Origin of the sequence: Halapricum hydrolyticum (assembly GCF_025517535.1) — an archaeon.
Taxonomy (GTDB): domain Archaea; phylum Halobacteriota; class Halobacteria; order Halobacteriales; family Haloarculaceae; genus Halapricum; species Halapricum hydrolyticum.
This window is the reverse complement of record NZ_JAOPKC010000002.1, coordinates 64,095-79,826: the sequence shown is the minus strand read 5'-3', so window position 1 is coordinate 79,826 and position 15,732 is coordinate 64,095. Positions and strand designations below refer to the sequence as shown.

At 64.4% G+C, this 15,732-nt stretch carries 17 protein-coding genes; 11 read left to right on the top strand and 6 right to left on the bottom strand.

The features are described 5' to 3' along the window. Window positions 1-143: 143 nt before the first annotated feature. The 5 genes from OB916_RS03370 to aglJ all read left to right on the top strand — a co-directional run bounded on the left by OB916_RS03370 (window position 144) and on the right by aglJ (window position 4,460). Complete coding sequence (locus tag OB916_RS03370; protein WP_315907875.1) at window positions 144-863, top strand: helix-turn-helix transcriptional regulator; 720 nt, start codon at window positions 144-146, stop codon at window positions 861-863. A gap of 147 nt (window positions 864-1,010) precedes the next feature. Beyond that, entirely contained in the window at window positions 1,011-1,613 is a 603-nt protein-coding gene (locus tag OB916_RS03365; RefSeq protein WP_315907874.1) for a hypothetical protein, read from the top strand. Then, complete coding sequence (locus OB916_RS03360) at window positions 1,604-1,969, top strand: SHOCT domain-containing protein (RefSeq protein ID WP_315907873.1); 366 nt, start codon at window positions 1,604-1,606, stop codon at window positions 1,967-1,969. Before OB916_RS03365 ends, OB916_RS03360 begins: the two co-directional genes overlap by 10 nt. 113 nt (window positions 1,970-2,082) lie before the next feature. After that, a complete protein-coding gene (locus OB916_RS03355) occupies window positions 2,083-3,426 on the top strand; it encodes an FAD-dependent oxidoreductase (protein ID WP_315907872.1) in 1,344 nt (447 codons plus the stop codon). 62 nt (window positions 3,427-3,488) lie between these two features. After that, window positions 3,489-4,460: an S-layer glycoprotein N-glycosyltransferase AglJ gene (aglJ, locus tag OB916_RS03350; protein ID WP_315907871.1), complete on the top strand. Its 972-nt coding sequence runs from the start codon at window positions 3,489-3,491 to the stop codon at window positions 4,458-4,460. On the opposite strand, the gene OB916_RS03345 is transcribed toward aglJ, so the two are convergent. After that, window positions 4,433-4,759, bottom strand: coding sequence for a DUF5789 family protein (locus OB916_RS03345; protein WP_315907870.1), 327 nt, complete (start codon window positions 4,757-4,759; stop codon window positions 4,433-4,435). The genes aglJ and OB916_RS03345 overlap by 28 nt on opposite strands. A gap of 64 nt (window positions 4,760-4,823) precedes the next feature. Further along, the gene (locus OB916_RS03340) at window positions 4,824-5,165 is read right to left on the bottom strand and encodes a winged helix-turn-helix transcriptional regulator (RefSeq protein ID WP_315907869.1); all 342 of its coding nucleotides are present in this window, start codon (window positions 5,163-5,165) and stop codon (window positions 4,824-4,826) included. 142 nt (window positions 5,166-5,307) lie between these two features. Here OB916_RS03340 and OB916_RS03335 point away from each other — a divergent pair, with 142 nt between their 5' ends. Beyond that, entirely contained in the window at window positions 5,308-5,727 is a 420-nt protein-coding gene (locus tag OB916_RS03335) for a DoxX family protein (RefSeq protein WP_315907868.1), read from the top strand. Window positions 5,728-5,808: 81 nt separating this feature from the next. Then, on the top strand, window positions 5,809-7,545 hold the full coding sequence (locus tag OB916_RS03330) for a rhomboid family intramembrane serine protease (protein WP_315907867.1): 1,737 nt from the start codon (window positions 5,809-5,811) through the stop codon (window positions 7,543-7,545). Here OB916_RS03330 and OB916_RS03325 read toward each other — a convergent pair. Next, window positions 7,542-8,195 carry an METTL5 family protein gene (locus tag OB916_RS03325; RefSeq protein ID WP_315907866.1) on the bottom strand — a complete coding sequence of 218 codons (654 nt, stop codon included), beginning with the start codon at window positions 8,193-8,195 and terminating at the stop codon, window positions 7,542-7,544. The genes OB916_RS03330 and OB916_RS03325 overlap by 4 nt on opposite strands. A 390-nt stretch (window positions 8,196-8,585) precedes the next feature. On the opposite strand from OB916_RS03325, the gene OB916_RS03320 reads away from it, so the two are divergent. Together OB916_RS03320 and OB916_RS03315 are read left to right on the top strand one after the other, a co-directional pair. Beyond that, window positions 8,586-9,563, top strand: coding sequence for a hypothetical protein (locus tag OB916_RS03320; RefSeq protein WP_315907865.1), 978 nt, complete (start codon window positions 8,586-8,588; stop codon window positions 9,561-9,563). 5 nt (window positions 9,564-9,568) lie between these two features. Beyond that, window positions 9,569-9,988 (top strand): DUF4870 domain-containing protein, encoded by a 420-nt coding sequence (locus OB916_RS03315; RefSeq protein WP_315907864.1) that lies wholly within the window; start codon window positions 9,569-9,571, stop codon window positions 9,986-9,988. 152 nt (window positions 9,989-10,140) lie between these two features. On the opposite strand, the gene dph2 is transcribed toward OB916_RS03315, so the two are convergent. Continuing rightward, window positions 10,141-11,187, bottom strand: coding sequence for a diphthamide biosynthesis enzyme Dph2 (gene dph2 / locus OB916_RS03310; protein WP_315907863.1), 1,047 nt, complete (start codon window positions 11,185-11,187; stop codon window positions 10,141-10,143). A gap of 125 nt (window positions 11,188-11,312) precedes the next feature. Here dph2 and OB916_RS03305 point away from each other — a divergent pair, with 125 nt between their 5' ends. Beyond that, window positions 11,313-12,521 (top strand): hypothetical protein, encoded by a 1,209-nt coding sequence (locus OB916_RS03305; protein WP_315907862.1) that lies wholly within the window; start codon window positions 11,313-11,315, stop codon window positions 12,519-12,521. A gap of 51 nt (window positions 12,522-12,572) precedes the next feature. Further along, window positions 12,573-13,766, top strand: a complete 1,194-nt coding sequence (locus OB916_RS03300) for a hypothetical protein (protein WP_315907861.1) — start codon at window positions 12,573-12,575, stop codon at window positions 13,764-13,766. A gap of 79 nt (window positions 13,767-13,845) precedes the next feature. Here the strand turns inward: OB916_RS03300 and OB916_RS03295 are convergent, their stop codons facing one another. Together OB916_RS03295 and OB916_RS03290 are read right to left on the bottom strand one after the other, a co-directional pair. Beyond that, window positions 13,846-13,995, bottom strand: coding sequence for a hypothetical protein (locus OB916_RS03295; RefSeq protein WP_315907860.1), 150 nt, complete (start codon window positions 13,993-13,995; stop codon window positions 13,846-13,848). Between the two features lie 91 nt (window positions 13,996-14,086). Continuing rightward, window positions 14,087-15,706, bottom strand: coding sequence for a potassium channel family protein (locus tag OB916_RS03290; protein WP_315907859.1), 1,620 nt, complete (start codon window positions 15,704-15,706; stop codon window positions 14,087-14,089). Window positions 15,707-15,732 lie beyond the last annotated feature (26 nt).

The window sequence follows — 15,732 nt, the reverse complement described above, 5'->3', positions numbered from 1 at the left end:
GCACGCAGCTTTTTGCCGAACGAACCGACGTGACACCACCGGCGGTATCACAAACGTAGAGTGGACCTACGAGAGGAGTCTCCGGTCGCTCCGGCCGGTGCCGAGCCGACAGCGTTAGAAGTCCCAATCGTGTAGCCACGCCCATGGACCAGCAGACGTCGGACAGGATCGTCGCGGTCGCAGTCGCGACGGTTCTCGTCGGCGGTGGCGTGCTCACCTGGCAGGCGATCCAGCAACGCCAGACGACTCACATGAGTGGCTCGATGATGGACGGATCGTCCACGATGGGTGGCACAGACCCGACCGTCTACGCCGTCGGAACGGTACTCGCGGTCGCGCTGTTGATCGGCATCTATGCGATCATGCGGGGCGAGACCAGTGGACGCACGGACACGGCTGCTCCGGCCGCCAACACGGTGCAGGCGGACGTGGGCGGACGACCGACTACCGGTATCGACGAGACGGCAGGGGGCGGGAGTAGTACGAGCACGTCCGAAGGGGCGGCACGCACATCCGAAGCGGAGAACGAGTCCGACGAGACAGGGCAGCGCGCGACCGCGGACCAGTCGGAGCAGGCTGGATCCGCCGACGAGGGATCGAGGGCCGAAACTGACCAGACTGACCAGTTAGCCCGCCAGGTCCTGGATCTGTTGCCGGACGACGAGCGCCGGATCCTCGAGCCGGTCGTCGAGTCGCCGGGAATCACCCAGATCGCACTCCGGGACCGATCGAACTTCTCGAAGAGCAAGGTGAGCCAGACCGTGTCCGAACTCGAAAAACGCGGCCTGCTCTATCGGGAGAAGCAGGGCCGAACCTACCGAGTCTATCCGGGCGACGACCTCGGAGATCGGCTCGAAGGCTGATCACCGGAGAACTGCCGCCACGAACGATCTTGGCAATGAAAAACGTTCTAATCGAAGTATAAACGTTCTCGGACGGTTTGCAGCGTTCGTTTAGACCCACGGGGATAACCCAGTAACCCCCATAGGAAGGGGTGAGGAGATCACACGATGACAGACGGAACCGACCGCTGGCTGCTCCTGGTGGTCGCACTGATCGGTGTTGCACTGCTCGTCCCGGCCGTCAGCGCACACGGGACGAACGAGACGACGGACGGCTGGACAGACTGGGTGAACACGAACGTCTGGGGCGGCGACGCACCGGACGACGTCGGCCCCTACGCCCCGGCGCGTGATGGCCATCATGGGCCACACGGTGGCGGCCACTACGGTCCGGCCGACGGCAGCTACGCGGGTGACAGAAATTACGCGAACGAGACCCGATACGGCGGCCAGTACGGCCCACATCACGGTCCACATCACAGCTGGGCGTACGGAGCGGGTGACGAACGGCCCGCAAACGCGTCGTACTATCACGGAGGCGCATACGTAAACGGTTCTGCGCACTATCACGGAGCATACGCAAACGGAACGTACTACCCGGGCGACGGCTCTGAGAACGGGACGTACTACCCGAATGCATCGACCGTGAACGGAACCGACTACCCGAGTGACGGTTACGGGAACAGCCCGCTTCACTCCGATGAACCCCGAACGGACGGTACGGACGATTCCGAGTGGCGATACCGCGGCGGTCCGGGGGGATGTCATTGACTGAGCTAGCACTCCGCTCGCGAACCGGTCGCGCAATCGGAGCCGTCGCCGGCACGGTCGCGGTCCTGGCGGCGCTGACGATGCCCGCCGCCGCCCAGCACGGAGGCGGCGCGATGGGCGGTGGCGTCGGCGGCGTCGGCTGGTTCGGGCTCGGGCCACTGCTGTGGATCGTGGTCATCGGCGCGATCGTCGCGCTGGTCACCGGATACGCGCGGCCGAACAACTCGACCGAAGCCGACCCTCGATCCGGCACGGACGGTGCACTCGCTGCACTACGGGAACGATACGCCCGCGGCGAACTCTCCGACGAGGAGTTCGAACGACGACGACAGCGACTGCAGCGCGACCAGTTGTAGGCAATCTGGCTGCTTTCAGTAATCCCAATGTACTACATAGATAGTAGCGGTTTAGTGTGCTCGGGTCCCCTGTGCTAACGAAGGGCACTCACCGAGTCACTTCGGATGATACCATGGAACAAGAATACGATATCATCGTCGTCGGCGGGGGCATCAGCGGCGCATCGCTGCTGTATACGATCTCGAAGTTCACAGACGTAGAGCGCGTCGCGCTGATCGAGAAGGAGGACGAGATCGCGGCGATCAACTCCCACGTCACGAACAACTCCCAGACGCTGCACTTCGGGGACATCGAGACGAACTACACGCTGGAGAAGGCAGAATCGGTCAAGCGCGGTGCCGAGATGGTCGCGGGCTATCTCGAAGACCACGACCCGGACCGGGAGATGCACAGCAAGCGCTCGAAGATGGTGCTTGCCGTCGGCGACGAGGAAGTCGAGAAACTCAGGTACCGGTACGAAGAGGAGGGATTCGGCGACCTGTATCCGAAGCTGGACGCGGTCGGCCGCGAGCGGATCGCCGAACTCGAACCGAAGGTCGTCGAGGGGCGCGAGCCCGACACCGAGCTGCTCGCGCTGCACACGCCCGACGGCTACACCGTCGACTACGGCGAGATATCGAAGTCGTTCGTCGAGCAGGCCCGCGAGGAAGGCAACGTCGACGTCTACACCGGCACGAAGGTGACCAACATCGACGAGACGATGGAGGGATTCACCGTCGAGACCAACGACGGAACCTACACGTCCGACGCGACGGTCGTCGCCGCAGGCTCGCACAGCCTGCAGATCGCCAAGGAGATGGGCTACGGCGACGACATGGCACTGCTCCCGGTCGCGGGGAGTTTCTTCCTTTCGGAGGAGGGGCTGCTGAACGGGAAGGTCTACACCCTCCAGATGAAGCGCCTGCCGTTCGCGGCCGTCCACGGCGACGCCGACGTCCACGATCCGAACATCACCAGATTCGGTCCGACCGCGAAGTTCGTGCCGGCACTGGAGCGCGGTCGCCTCTCGACGGTCCCGGATTTCCTCGACGTGTTCGGGTTCAGCCCGGCGGCTTTTTTGAGCTACGCGAACATTCTCGCCGACCGGGTGCTGTTCCCGTTCGTGCTCAAGAACCTCTTCTATGACGTTCCGAAGGTCGGCAAGGAGGCGTTCCTGCCGCACGTCCAGAAGGTCGTCCCGACCGTCGAGGCCGACGACATCGACCGCGCGAAAGGCTACGGCGGCGTCCGGCCCCAGATCGTCGACACCAGCGCGAAATCGCTGGACATGGGCGAGGCCAAGATCCGCGGTCACGGCATCATCTTCAACATCACGCCTTCTCCGGGCGCTTCGACCTGTCTGCAGAACGCGATGGAGGACACCCGCCAGCTCGTCGAATTCCTCGAAGCCGACTACGAGTTCGACGAGGAGGGCTTCGAGAGCGAGACGATCAACAATTTCCCGCGGGCCGACTGATCGATCGCGGCGTCCCGCCAAGATCACACACCTTTTTGCACGTCTGTGCGGACAGTAGAGTGATGGGCGAGTGGAGCGACGTCTGTGTGCTGGTGCCGACCTACAACGAAGCGGCGGCTATCGGCGACGTCGTCGGCGGGTTCCGCGAGCAAGGCTTCGAACACATTCTCGTGATGGACGGCGGCTCAACCGACGGAACGCGCGAGATCGCCCGCGAACACGGCGCCGAGGTGCGCCAGCAGACCGGCTCGGGTAAAGGACAGGCAGTCCGGGAAGCGATCTCGCTGATCGAGCAACCGTACGTCCTGCTGGTCGACGGCGACGCGACCTATCGCCCGGAGGACGCACCGGAGATGCTCGATCCGCTCCTCGACGGTGAGGCCGAACACGTCATCGGGGACCGGTTCGCGGACATGGAAGCGGGCGCGATGTCCCGGCTCAACAGGGTCGGCAACCGGCTGATCAACAGCGCGTTCCGGTTCGTCCACGGGCGGGACTTCGCCGACATCCTCAGCGGCTACCGGGCGTTTACGACCGAGTCAGTTCGACGGTTCGCACTGACGGCCGACGGGTTCGGGATCGAGACGGAAATGGCGGTCGAGTGTGTCAAACACAACGTCCCGACAGAGGTCGTCCCGATAACGTACCTGCGACGACCGGAGGAAGCCGACACGAACCTCAACCCCTTCCGCGACGGAGCGATCATCCTGTTGACGCTCTATCGCATGGCGAAAACCAACAACCCGCTGTTCTATTTCGGGAGTATCGGCGGCCTGTCAGTGCTCGCCGGGATCGTTCTCGGCGCGTACGTCGCCGTCGAGTGGTTCACGCGCAACGTCTCACACGAGGTCATCGCCGTCCTGGCGACGCTCGCGATCATCTTCGGCGTGCAACTGCTGATCTTCGGCGTGCTCTCGGACATGATCGTGACGCTCCACCGCGAACAGCTCCATTTCATCGAACGGGTCGCGAGCGAGGGCGAACGCGCCCGTGACGACGGGGCGGATCAGAACGGGACGAGCGACCGCAACTGACTGAGCAGCCCTCGCGGCGAACTCCGGAGGTCCTCGAAGACGGGATAGAGTTCGTCGAGCAACTCTTGTTTCGACTCGAACCGATCGCGATCGACTTCGTCGAGTGCGTTCGCGAGTTGCACCGTGCGCCCTGCAGCGTCGTACGGAACCGACTGATCGCCCAGTTCCGCGACGACGGTCTCCCGGTCGACCGGGAACGAGAAGTCCGCCTCCGAGAGCGTTCCGTCGAGCGCGGCGATCCCGAACTCGACCGATTCCGGTTCGCTCAGGTCGTCGTTCGCAGGTGGCCGTACTCCCATCAGGGGAGTTCACGGTCCCGAGCGTTGAAAAACCTCCGACACGATCCGACGTGTCGACGGGCGATCAGGCCCCGGTATCGGCGAGCCATTCCTCGCCCCACGACTCGATGGCGTCGAACACCGGACACAGCGACTCACCTTTCTCCGTCAGCCGGTAGTACGAGGCGACGGGCGCGTCCTCCTCGAGGCGGCGCGTGACGAACCCTTGCTCCTGGAGGTCGTCGAGCACCCGCGAGAGCGTCCGCGCGCTGGCGTCTGTCGCCCGCTTGAGTTCGTTGAACCGACGCTCGCCGTTCTGCAGCTCGTGCAGGACGACCAGTCGCCACTCGGAGCCGATCTGTTCGATCGTTCTGATGACCGGACACGGCCCGGGCTGTTCGTCCGTAGCAGTGAGTTCCGATGACATCGTGGTTACCTGGTGGCGTCTATGTCCGGGAATCGATAAATAGGTTCGGGTACGAACCAGGTATTGCAATGAAACCAACTATCTCGATGCAACTGCTAACCGGATCGACGGTCAACCGACGGCCCTCGGGAGGTGTCGCCTGATGATCCTCGAGCTGACAGGTTCAGGTGAGGCGTTCCTGCTCGCTCGCGTCCTCTTTGGCGTCATACTCACGTTCATGGGCCTGAACCACCTGACGAACGCCGAGGACATGATCGGCTACAGTCAGGCGAAGGGGATCCCGGCGGCGGGAGTGCTCGTTCCCGCGACGGGGTTCCAGCTCCTCGCTGGCGGACTCGGGATCGCTATCGGTGCGTTCCCCGTCGTCGCGGCGGGCGCGATTGCCGTGTTCCTGCTCGTCGCGACGCCGACGATGCACGACTTCTGGGCGGTCCCCGAGGACCAGCAGCAGAGCGAGATGACGAATTTCCTGAAGAACGTCGCGCTCCTGGGCGGTGCGCTGGCGTTTCTGGCACTCGGTAGCGTCGAGTGGCCCTACGCGGTCGGCGTCGGCCTGTTCTGATAGAGCAGGCCCCTCGCTGTCTACCCGCCCGCCGTGCCGACACACGGGGATATAAGCGGACAGCACTCCCAGGTCCCGCGTATGTTCGGATGGCCGGGAGAGACGACGGTCCTGCAGACGGGGCTTGACGCGGTTCTCGACGCGCCGCCGTGGCCGACGCAACTCCTGCTGGTGACTGTTGGCGTCCTCTCCGCGCTGGTCGCTTATCGGCTGGCCGACCCAGGCGGGAGGTGGACGCGTCGGCTCCGTTCCCGACTGCTTTTGGGCGTCCCCTGGGGAACGATCCTGACTGGATCGTTCCTGCTCGGGATGTTCCTCATCATCCAGGGCGCATATAGCGGCGACATCTTCGACCCGCGCCAGCCGGTCACCTACGCGTTCGTCGCCTGGTCCTACGAGTACCCGCTGGGGGTTCTCACAGCCCCATTCAGCCACGGGGGGTTCTCGCATCTCCTCGGCAACCTCATCGCGCTCGCCGTGTTCGGCTCGATTGCCGAGTACGGCTACAGCCACTTTCGACCGGGCCGCGGCGTCCAGATCGAGTACGCGTCCCGGCAGAGCCCGTACGTCCGCCCGCTGGGTTTCGTCGGCGCGGTCGTCCTCGTCGGGATCGCGACCTCGGCGTTCGTGCCGGGGCCGATCATCGGCTTCTCCGGCGTCGTCTACGCGCTCGCAGGGTTCGCGCTCGTCGTGCGGCCGCTGACGACCGTCGTCGGCCTCCTGTTGACTGACGTGCTGCGCGACCTCTACAGCGCCTTCACGAGCCCGGTGGCGACGTACTCGCCCAGCGTCCGACACGTCGACGTCTGGTTCGCCGACATCTCGGTGACCGGACACCTGCTCGGCTTCCTGATCGGCGTATTGCTCGGGATCGTCCTGTGGCGACGGCGCGAGGAGCGGCCGCGAGCGGCCCGGATCTGGTTCGCGGCAGTGCTGTTCGGACTGGTCCAGCGGCTGTGGCTGGCGTACGCCCCGCTCGGCAACGGCCGGTACGCCCTCTTTCGTGGCGTCGGCGTGGCCTTCGTCTTCCTGCTGGCGGCGGCCGTCGTCGGCGCGGCGATCTGGCCGTCCCGTCCGTCGATTCCGTGGCCATCCCGGATTCCGGAGCGGCTCGCCGAGGAGGCACCGTCCCGCGGACAGGCCGCCGCCGGCGTGCTCGTGATGATCGTGCTCTCGCTCTCGCTCGTCGGCGTCGTGACCCACCTCCAGACGGTCGAATCGACCGAGCTACCGAACGACCCCGTCGAGGTGCGGGACTATCAGGTCGGCTACTCCGAGAACGTCACGAACCAGCTGTATTCGGTGGTCGACATCCCGGGTCTCCAGCAGGTGACCTCGGTCGATTCCAGCGGCGTGATCGTCTACAGCGAGCGTCGCAACGTCTGGCAACTCGCGGCCTCGAAATCACGCCTGGCGTCGAACGGATACGCGCGGGTCACCGTCGGCGGCGTCGGCTGGCGCGAGACGGTCGGCGTCACGCGTACGGGCTGGTCGGTGGTCGGCGGCAGCGAGACGTATCGCGTGCGGCTGCACCCACCGGACGAACCGGCCCGGCTGGCGTTCGCTTCCGACCCGGCGACAGCCGAGGCGATCATCGCGAACCGATCGATCACGCTACGGCCGGCCGGCACGGACTTCGAGGTCGTGGTCGACCGCGCCAACGAAACGCTCGGCGTCGCGACTCTCCCCGAGTCGGGGGCGAACACGACCGTCGGCGAGATCCGGTTCGAGCGCGAGGGCAGAAACCTCTACGCGAGTTACGACGGCACGCGCGTCCGGGTCGCGAACAAGAAGGTGCCGCCGACCCGGCGAGACTAGTCGGACGACTGGCTAGATCGGCCGTCCGAGGAGATCCACTCGATCCGGAACGCCTCGGCGTCGATCGTCTCGGTCTCTGCCTCGTGGAAGTCGAACTGCCGGGGCAGGTCGAGTTCGACCGCGAACGCGTGGGTGACTTCCCCGCCGTTGTCCGCGGCGAACGACTCGACGAAATCGCGGCTCCCCTGGTTGTGGATCGAATAGGAGACGGCGGCGATCTCGGCGGTCGTCTCCAGAAACGCGCGGTCGGCGTGCTCGTTGCCGGCCTGTGCGCCGAAGGGCGGGTTCATCACGACCGTCGCGTCCTCGATCGACAGCGGCGGGCGCGTGGCGTCGGCACGGATCCACTCGACTGAACTGGCCGTCCCGACGCGGCGCTCGTTCTCCCGGGCCGTCGCCAGCGGGGCCGGATCGAGATCCAGACCCACGACTCGGCGCGGACCGCGCAACGCGGCCGCCAGCGCGAGCATCCCCGTCCCACAGCCGAGGTCGATCACCGTCCGGTCCTCGATGTCGCCCTGTAGATCCGCCGTGTGGATCAGACTGGCGGCGACTTCCGGCGGCGTGCGATACTGCTCTAAGGGCGCTCGCGGGTCGTCAAACCCGGCGACGACGCCCAGCTGCTGGGCGAGCGCACTCTTCGTGACCATCACTTCCAATACACGCCGTGCATTGAAAATTCTGTCGTATGCTCTGTGGTAATCTCTGCCGGGAATCACAGCGCTCGACGGGGCGGAGAATCCCAGAGTGACACCGCCGACGGTATCAGCTCTACTAGGGACCGGCGTGTGAGTTCGTACCGCCTCACGTAACGGAATACATACCATTTGACACTGGCGTGCGAGACAGAGAGCGCCCATCTGATACGGACGCTATTGACCTGCCCAGTCTCTATCAGTACCATTGTGACCGATACAGATGGTGTATCCTGCGCCGCGATTTATCGTACCTGTAGGGTTGGTAGTAAGATTACCGTTCTCCATGGTTCCCTGCGGGTAGCTACTAAATAACCATTCTCTGATAAATCATAGTATGAATGTATGAGACGCAGAACCTTCGTCGCAACCGGAACAGTAGCTGGGCTAACGTTTCTCGCCGGTTGCGGCTCGAACGATTCCGATGTACAGACAACGGAGACCGGAACCACTCGAGAAACCAGTGACGGTACCGACACGGCGGGGGAAGGAGAGTTCTCCGTCACTGTCGAACCGTCCACGGCAGCACTCGAATGGGGTGTCGATTACTCCCTGGACGTCACGATGGAAGCCGGAAACGAACCGATCCAGACAAGTTCTGAAATCTGGTGGGAAACAAACATAGATCCCGGCTGGACGCGCGTCCAGGGAACGAACGTCGTCTGGGACATCCCGACCGGTCAGTCGGAGACGAAGACCTTCGACATTATCCCGCCGGCCACCGGTGACATTACCTTCGCCGTCGCTGATGTGGATCAGTTCTCCGACATCCTCACCGAATGGGAACTCGCGGTCGCACCGCCACAGGCCTCCCTCGGCGAAGCGATCTCGTATTACGATGGACTCGACGTCTCCATGCAAGCCTCGTTACAAGATACCCTCGATGTAACTATCCACGAGTACGGGGGTGCGGGTAACCCGTACGAGGGTGAATATTCGATACGACCAACCCCGGCGGGGTCGAGCCAGTGGCTCATTTTGACGGTGGCTGCGGAGAACTCGACGGCAAATGTCGACGTAGCTCCGCCGAATCACGATCACATCGACGTGTTGGCCGCAGGAATCCAGCTCGAACGCAAGAATGTTCTGTTTAATTACTTATCAGATCGGGATTTCGAAATCGTCGGTGACCCGCCCGAAGAGGGCGAGAGTGCGTATATGGTCGATTTCACCCAGGAGCAGGGCTACTACGATTGGCAGAATGTCCTTGTCCCCACCGCGACCGCGACCGGCTGGCTCCCCTATGTCGCGAATTCCGACGTCACGCTGGATGACATTGCGGTCCTGCTGGAGCACAACGAGATCCGCGCGAGGTGGGAGTGAGACACATGGATTCAACACCGGCTGTCCGACCCGAGGCGACCTCCGAACCAGATCACGTCACGAGCACGGGCCTCGAGGAGAACGTCGCAGCGGCTCTCGCCTACGCGTTAGGCTGGCTCACCGGGATCGTCTTCTATTTCCTCGAATCCGACAACGACCACGTTCGGTTCCACGCCAGCCAGAGTATCGTAATTTTCGGTGGATACACTATCGCCACGTTCGTTCTCAGTTTCTTCCAGAGCGGGCTGTTCATGAGCGATCGTGGTGGGCTGGCTTTCGGCTTCCTGTCGATGACCCTCGCGCTCGCGAGCTTGACCGTCTGGGTGGCCGCGGTTGCCACCTGGGTCTACCTGCTTGTCCGGACCTTTCAGGGCAAGAACCCCCGGATTCCCGGTGCCGCCGGTATCGCCGACAGTATCGCGTGAAAGATTGGACGGGGTCACTATGAGACAGCGGGATACTGCTGGAACCGTTCGGTCTCGTCTCACACGGCTCGCACTGCCCAGTTTCGCGTCATGTGGACGATCAATATCCATTCACCCCGACGAATATCGTTCCGGGCGTATCGCCGGAAGTATTACCAGGTGCCGTGGAACGTGTCGAACTCCAGGTCTTCGAGAGACTCGTCGCCGACGGCGATCCGGTACTCCTGAGGGGTGAGGATCGGCTGTTTGAACTGCGGGCCGTCGTCGGTCGTGATCCGGGGGCAGGCCGTGTTGACGTAGGCGTCGAGCCCGAAGTTCGTCAGTCGGTCGGGCGTGACCTCGTCCATCGTGATCATGTAGGCGTCGTCGTTGCTCTCGACGATTTCCTGTGCCGTCTCCCAGCGGCCCTGCCCGATCTTCGTCGAGAAGATGACTCCCCACGTGTCGGCGTCCATCGCCCTGTGAACGGCTGCGTAGCGCTGTTTCATGAACTGCTCGGAGTCGGCCAGATCGAGCGAGTTGTTCACCGGGTCGGCGATGACGACCGTCTTCTCGGGGTGTTCCATCGCCAGTCCCAGCGGGTGGAACTTCCCGCCGCCGACGTACAGGATCTGGTCGGCGTCGACGTCCGCGCTGGCGTAGTTACAGCCCAGGACCTGCCCCTCGTGAGTCAGGCGCTCGTCGCCCCGGCGCGTGTGGACCGTGTACCCCCGATCTTCGAGCCACTCGCGCATCTCGTCGAACTTGTTCATGTGCTGGGCGGTCGTCACGAGACCGACGTCCTCGTCTTCTCCCGGCGGATCGAGTTTCTCATCGAACGCTTGCTCCATGATGGGGAAGACGTCCACGTTCGAGAACAGCGGAACGTAGATGATCTTCTCGGACTCTTTCATCGGGGAGTGGCCGAAGTGGACGAACACGTCCGTCCGACGCATGAGGTCGGTGTCCAGATCACAGGCACCGTAGCAGTGTTCCCCCGACAGCAGTACGCTCACGTCGTCTGGAAGCTCCGACCGGAGGTCGTCGACGACGGCGGGGCCGCGGCGCTTGAGCCCCTCGGGGAACTGTAGCCCGACAGAGGTCGCGCCGCGCTCTTTGACTTCCGAGACGATGCGGTCGAGTTCGTAGTCCCACTCGCGGTCGTGTTTGAGAGAGAGGCCGGTATTGCGGAGATCGCCCTCGGTCCGTTCCTGGCTCATTGGACCGTCTTAACGGTCGAGACTGTTTAAGAAGCGTGTTTCCGGATGGCTGGCTCTGGTAGTGACTGCGAGTCTGGCCCTCCACCACCATAGATACTAAGAAACATGTGCACATATATCACACTATGACACGGTCCTCGCGTCGCGCGTTCGTCGCGGCGGCCGGCAGCATCCTCTCTGCGGGGTGTCTGGCCGCTCCGGGTCGACGAGAATCGGGCGACTCAGAGACGGAGTATCCTTTCGAGGGCCCCGATCCGCTGGGCTTCGAGGCCGTCCCCAACGACGTGGCCGACCCGCCCTCCTTCCAGGGGGAACGGGTCTACGAATCGGACGTCGCCCGGGGAATTATCGATGTCGTCGACCGGCAGAGTGGATGGACGACGCTCGTGTACGGCCGTTCGCAGGACGGCTACGAGACGCCCGAACTGAGGGAACTCTCGCCGAACGGAGAGGTGGTCGGTTCTCGGACGCTGGACGCGGTCCCGTCGAACAGGGTCTGGCATCTGGAACAGCCTGGAGAGCGACTCGTCGTGGGCGGACGACGAGAACAGGACGACCGGGAAGCGTCGTGGTTCCGCGGTGTCGACTCCGAGTTCGCGTTCGATGCCGACTGGCGGACCGTCTACGCCGGAGTGACCGTCGACGGTGACTCACTCCTCGGAGCGGGGACGCTCTGGTACGAGGGCAGTTCGGGTGATCTGGGTGCCGTCTGTCACCGAATCGGCCCTGGCGGGTCGATTACGTGGGAGCAGACCGACGAGGAAGCGGGAACGGATCGACGGTTCTGGTCGGTCACGACTACTTCCGAGGGCGTGCTTGCAGGCGGATCGAACGGCGGCGATATATGGCTCGTCTCCTACGCCGACGGCGAGGAATCCTGGCGACGAACGATCACCCACGGCAAAGAAGCCTACATCGTCAGACAGCTCACTGCCGGACCGACAGGCACGTACGCGGTAGCCCAGACGAACCAGTTCGCACAGGGCAACAACCACCTGATGTTGCTTTCGCTCGGTGCCGAGGGATCCGTCGAATGGGCGCGCGTCTTCGATCCGAACTTCGAGGAGTACACGGAGGGACCGATGGAGCTGTACGGTGGCGAGTTCGTCGACGCTGGCGGGCCGGTACTCGTCGGCCACACCGGCGATCGGGTCTGGCTGGCCGCGACCGAGCCGGACGGATCCATGCGGTGGGCCGGTTACTACCCCGAATCCCGCGGGGATCGGATCGTCAGATCGCTCGGGCTCGCGGCGGCCGACGGGCGACTCTCGCTGTACGGCAGCACCGGCACCCATCAGGAGGAGACGCCCTGGCTCGCCTGGTTCGAACCGTAACTGCCCCATATAGGCCCAAAATTTATTTTCGCATTGTTGGTACTAATGTGCATGCACACACCCTCCAGACGAGCGTTCCTTACAGTTGCCGGGGGCGGGCTCCTGGCCGGCTGTCTCGGCAGTCCCGGCGGCGGGACGGCGTCCCCCTCCGCCGCTCCCGAACCGCTGGGTTTCGAGGCCGTCCCCGACGACGCGGCCGACCCGCCGCAGTTCGAACGCGAGCGGACCGACGAATCGGAGCGAGAGCAGGGGGTTGTCGACGTCGCCGAGCGGCCGACCGGGCTGACGGCGCTGCTGTACGAGCGATCGGAGGGTGCTCTCGAAGCACCCCAACTCGTGACGATCGGTCCGGGGGGAGAGCGGGCGTCCGATCGGACGCTCGAATCGCTCCCGTCGAACGACGTACAGTCCGTGGAACGGGTCGGCGAGGCGACGATCGTCGTCGAAGGATGGTGGCAGGAATCGTGGACCTCGTGGCTCCGGGGTGTCTCCGGGACCGACTTCGAAGTCGACGCCGACAGCGGACTCACGTACTCGACGGTCACTGTCGACGGCGACTCGCTGCTAGCCGCGGGAGTGCACAGGGGCGGGGACGACTCGAACTCGACGGCGGTCTGTCGCCGGTTCGATCTCGACGGCACGATTCCCTGGGAGCGAACCGTCGGGGAAACGGGGACCGACTATCGATTCAGTGCGGTCACACCCGTCAGTGACGGTGTCCTGGCTGGCGGCGACAAAGACGACGAGACGTGGTTCGTCAGATACGGTGGCGACGGGACCGAAACCTGGCGGCGAACGGTGACGTTCGACGACGAGTCCTACAGCGTGGCGTCCGTCGTCTCCGGATCGACCGGAACTTACGCTGTCGCCCGGACGGTGCACTTCGGACTGGGTGACAACCATCTCGTGCTCCTGTCGCTGGGGCCGGAAGGAGAAATCAAGTGGACGCGCGTGTTCGACCCCAACTACAGCGACGGGCCGAAGAACCTCTCCGTCGGGTGGGTCGTCGACGCCGGGGGACCGGTACTCGTCGGCCACACCGGCGATCGCACGTGGCTGGCGGCGACCGAGCCGGACGGATCCATGCGATGGGCCGGCTACTATCCGGACTCGCGAGACGACGGAACGGTCCTGGCGAACGGACTCACGACAGTCGACGACGGCGTGGTGCTCTACGGCAGACGGGGGTCGCGCGGGTCCGGGACGTCGACCCCCAACGGCTGGCTCGCCTGGCTGAATCCGTGACTGCGTGGCCGCCACGACGGGGCACAACAGCGGGTCCAGGAGTCGACAGCGTCCCGACGGTCGTCGCAGACGGGCACGGTCAGGAGTCGACGGCGTCCCGAAGGTCGTCGACGTGCGTACGGACGACCCGCAGCGTCGCGTCGGCGTCGGCGTATCCCTGGTCGTACTCTTCGAACGCGGCGTCAACGGCGTCCAGGAACTGCTCGATGGCGGCGTCTGAATCGGTCATACGCGGCTTTCGGTCCGGTCGCTGTAAGTCAATTCCGGATCGACCGTATGCGCAGATCGACTCTCGCCAGTTGCCTTCCCGACCGGGATCATCACGGCATCGCCGTCGCAAACGCGTCGAGCGCGTCGTCGCTGCCGGCGATCAGCAACCGGTCGTCGGGGTCGATCTCGAAGTCGGGATCGAAGTCGGTCAGGAGCTGTCCGTCTCGTTCGACGGCGACGAGGACGGCGTCGGTCGTGCTGATCGGCGTCTCGCGAAGCGTCAGGCCCGCGAGCCGATCCCCGTCGATCCGGAGGATCTGGACCTGCCGATCGTACGAGAGGAGGTCCTCCCGGAGCACGTTCATCGCGATCAGCCGGGCGCTGATGTCGGGCAGGCTGAGCACGTAGTTCGCCCCGGCCCGGCGTGCCTTCGACTGGACGTCCGAGTCGTTGACGCGCGCGACGATCTCGATGTCGCGTGCCAGGTTGCGAGCCAGCAGGATCGAGAGGATCGCCTCGGCGTTGTCGCCGATCGCGACCACGTATACGGACGCGTCTTCGAGATTTACCTCGCGCAGCACGCGCTCGTCGGTCGCGTCCCCCTGGACATCGATGCCCTCGCGATCGACGAGATCGACGAGCGTGCAATCGATGCCGGCGTCTTCGAGCCGCCTCCGGACGGTCGATCCGACCTCCCCGGCCCCGGCGATGACGACTCGACCGTCGGTCGACGGGGCGTCCGGCAGGCGCGTCTCCAAGTCCTTCAGTCGCTCTTCCGGGCCAGCCACTAGAACCGACGCGTTCTCTTCGAGCACTGTGTCGGTCGGTGGAGCAGCGACGAACTCGCCGTCGTCCCAGAGACCGATCGCGGTCACGTCGGACTCGTCGTCGAGCCCGGCCGCTTCGAGCGTCAAGCCACAGAACGGGTTGTCCTCGGTGATCGTCGTCTCGACGATAGCGAACTCCGAAGAGATCGACAGCACGTCGCTGATCCGGGGATCGAACAGTGACCGGACCCGGCCGGCCAGCCGGTTGGCCAGCAGCCGACGCGGCATGAGAATCGTGTCCGCGCCAGCGTACTGGAGGGGATTGCGCAGCGACGGGTCCCTGACCTGCGCGACGACCTGCGTGTCTGTCGTCAGTTCCCGAATCGCCAGGACGCAGTTGGCCACGTCCTCACTGGCCGTGTTGACGATCGCCGCTCTCGCCTCGTCGACGTTCGCCCGATCGAGCGCGTCCGCCGTCGTCGGATCGCCGTGCACGACGCTGACGCCGCTGTCATCCCGGTCGAGTGCAACGTCTGCGTCCGCCACGACGAGCACGTACGGGACGCCCCTGGCCCGGAACTCCTCGAGCAGTCGATCGGTCTGGGCGGTCTGATCGCCAGCGATGACGACGTGCTCGGTGCTCTCCGTCGTCCGGGGCGGCGTCGGCGTCAGTCGCTCCTCCAGGATCGGCTGAAAGACGTACGGCAGGACGACGAACAGCAGCAGGAACGTCGAGAGATCGAGCACGATGACCAGCAGGTTCGCAAAAGGAGTCTCCCAGGGCGAGTCCGATCCGAAGCCCGTCCCGGTGAAGATCTCGACGACGACCTGGGTTGACTGAAAGTACGAGGGTGCCCGCCCCTCGATGGCGACCAGCGTGTAGTGATAGACGATCGAGGCGAGCACGACCAGCACGGCGACCGCGGCGACGGTCTGTGCCGCCCGACGCTGCCATCGCTTCATGGTTTCTGGCGCGTACCGAAGGGCAA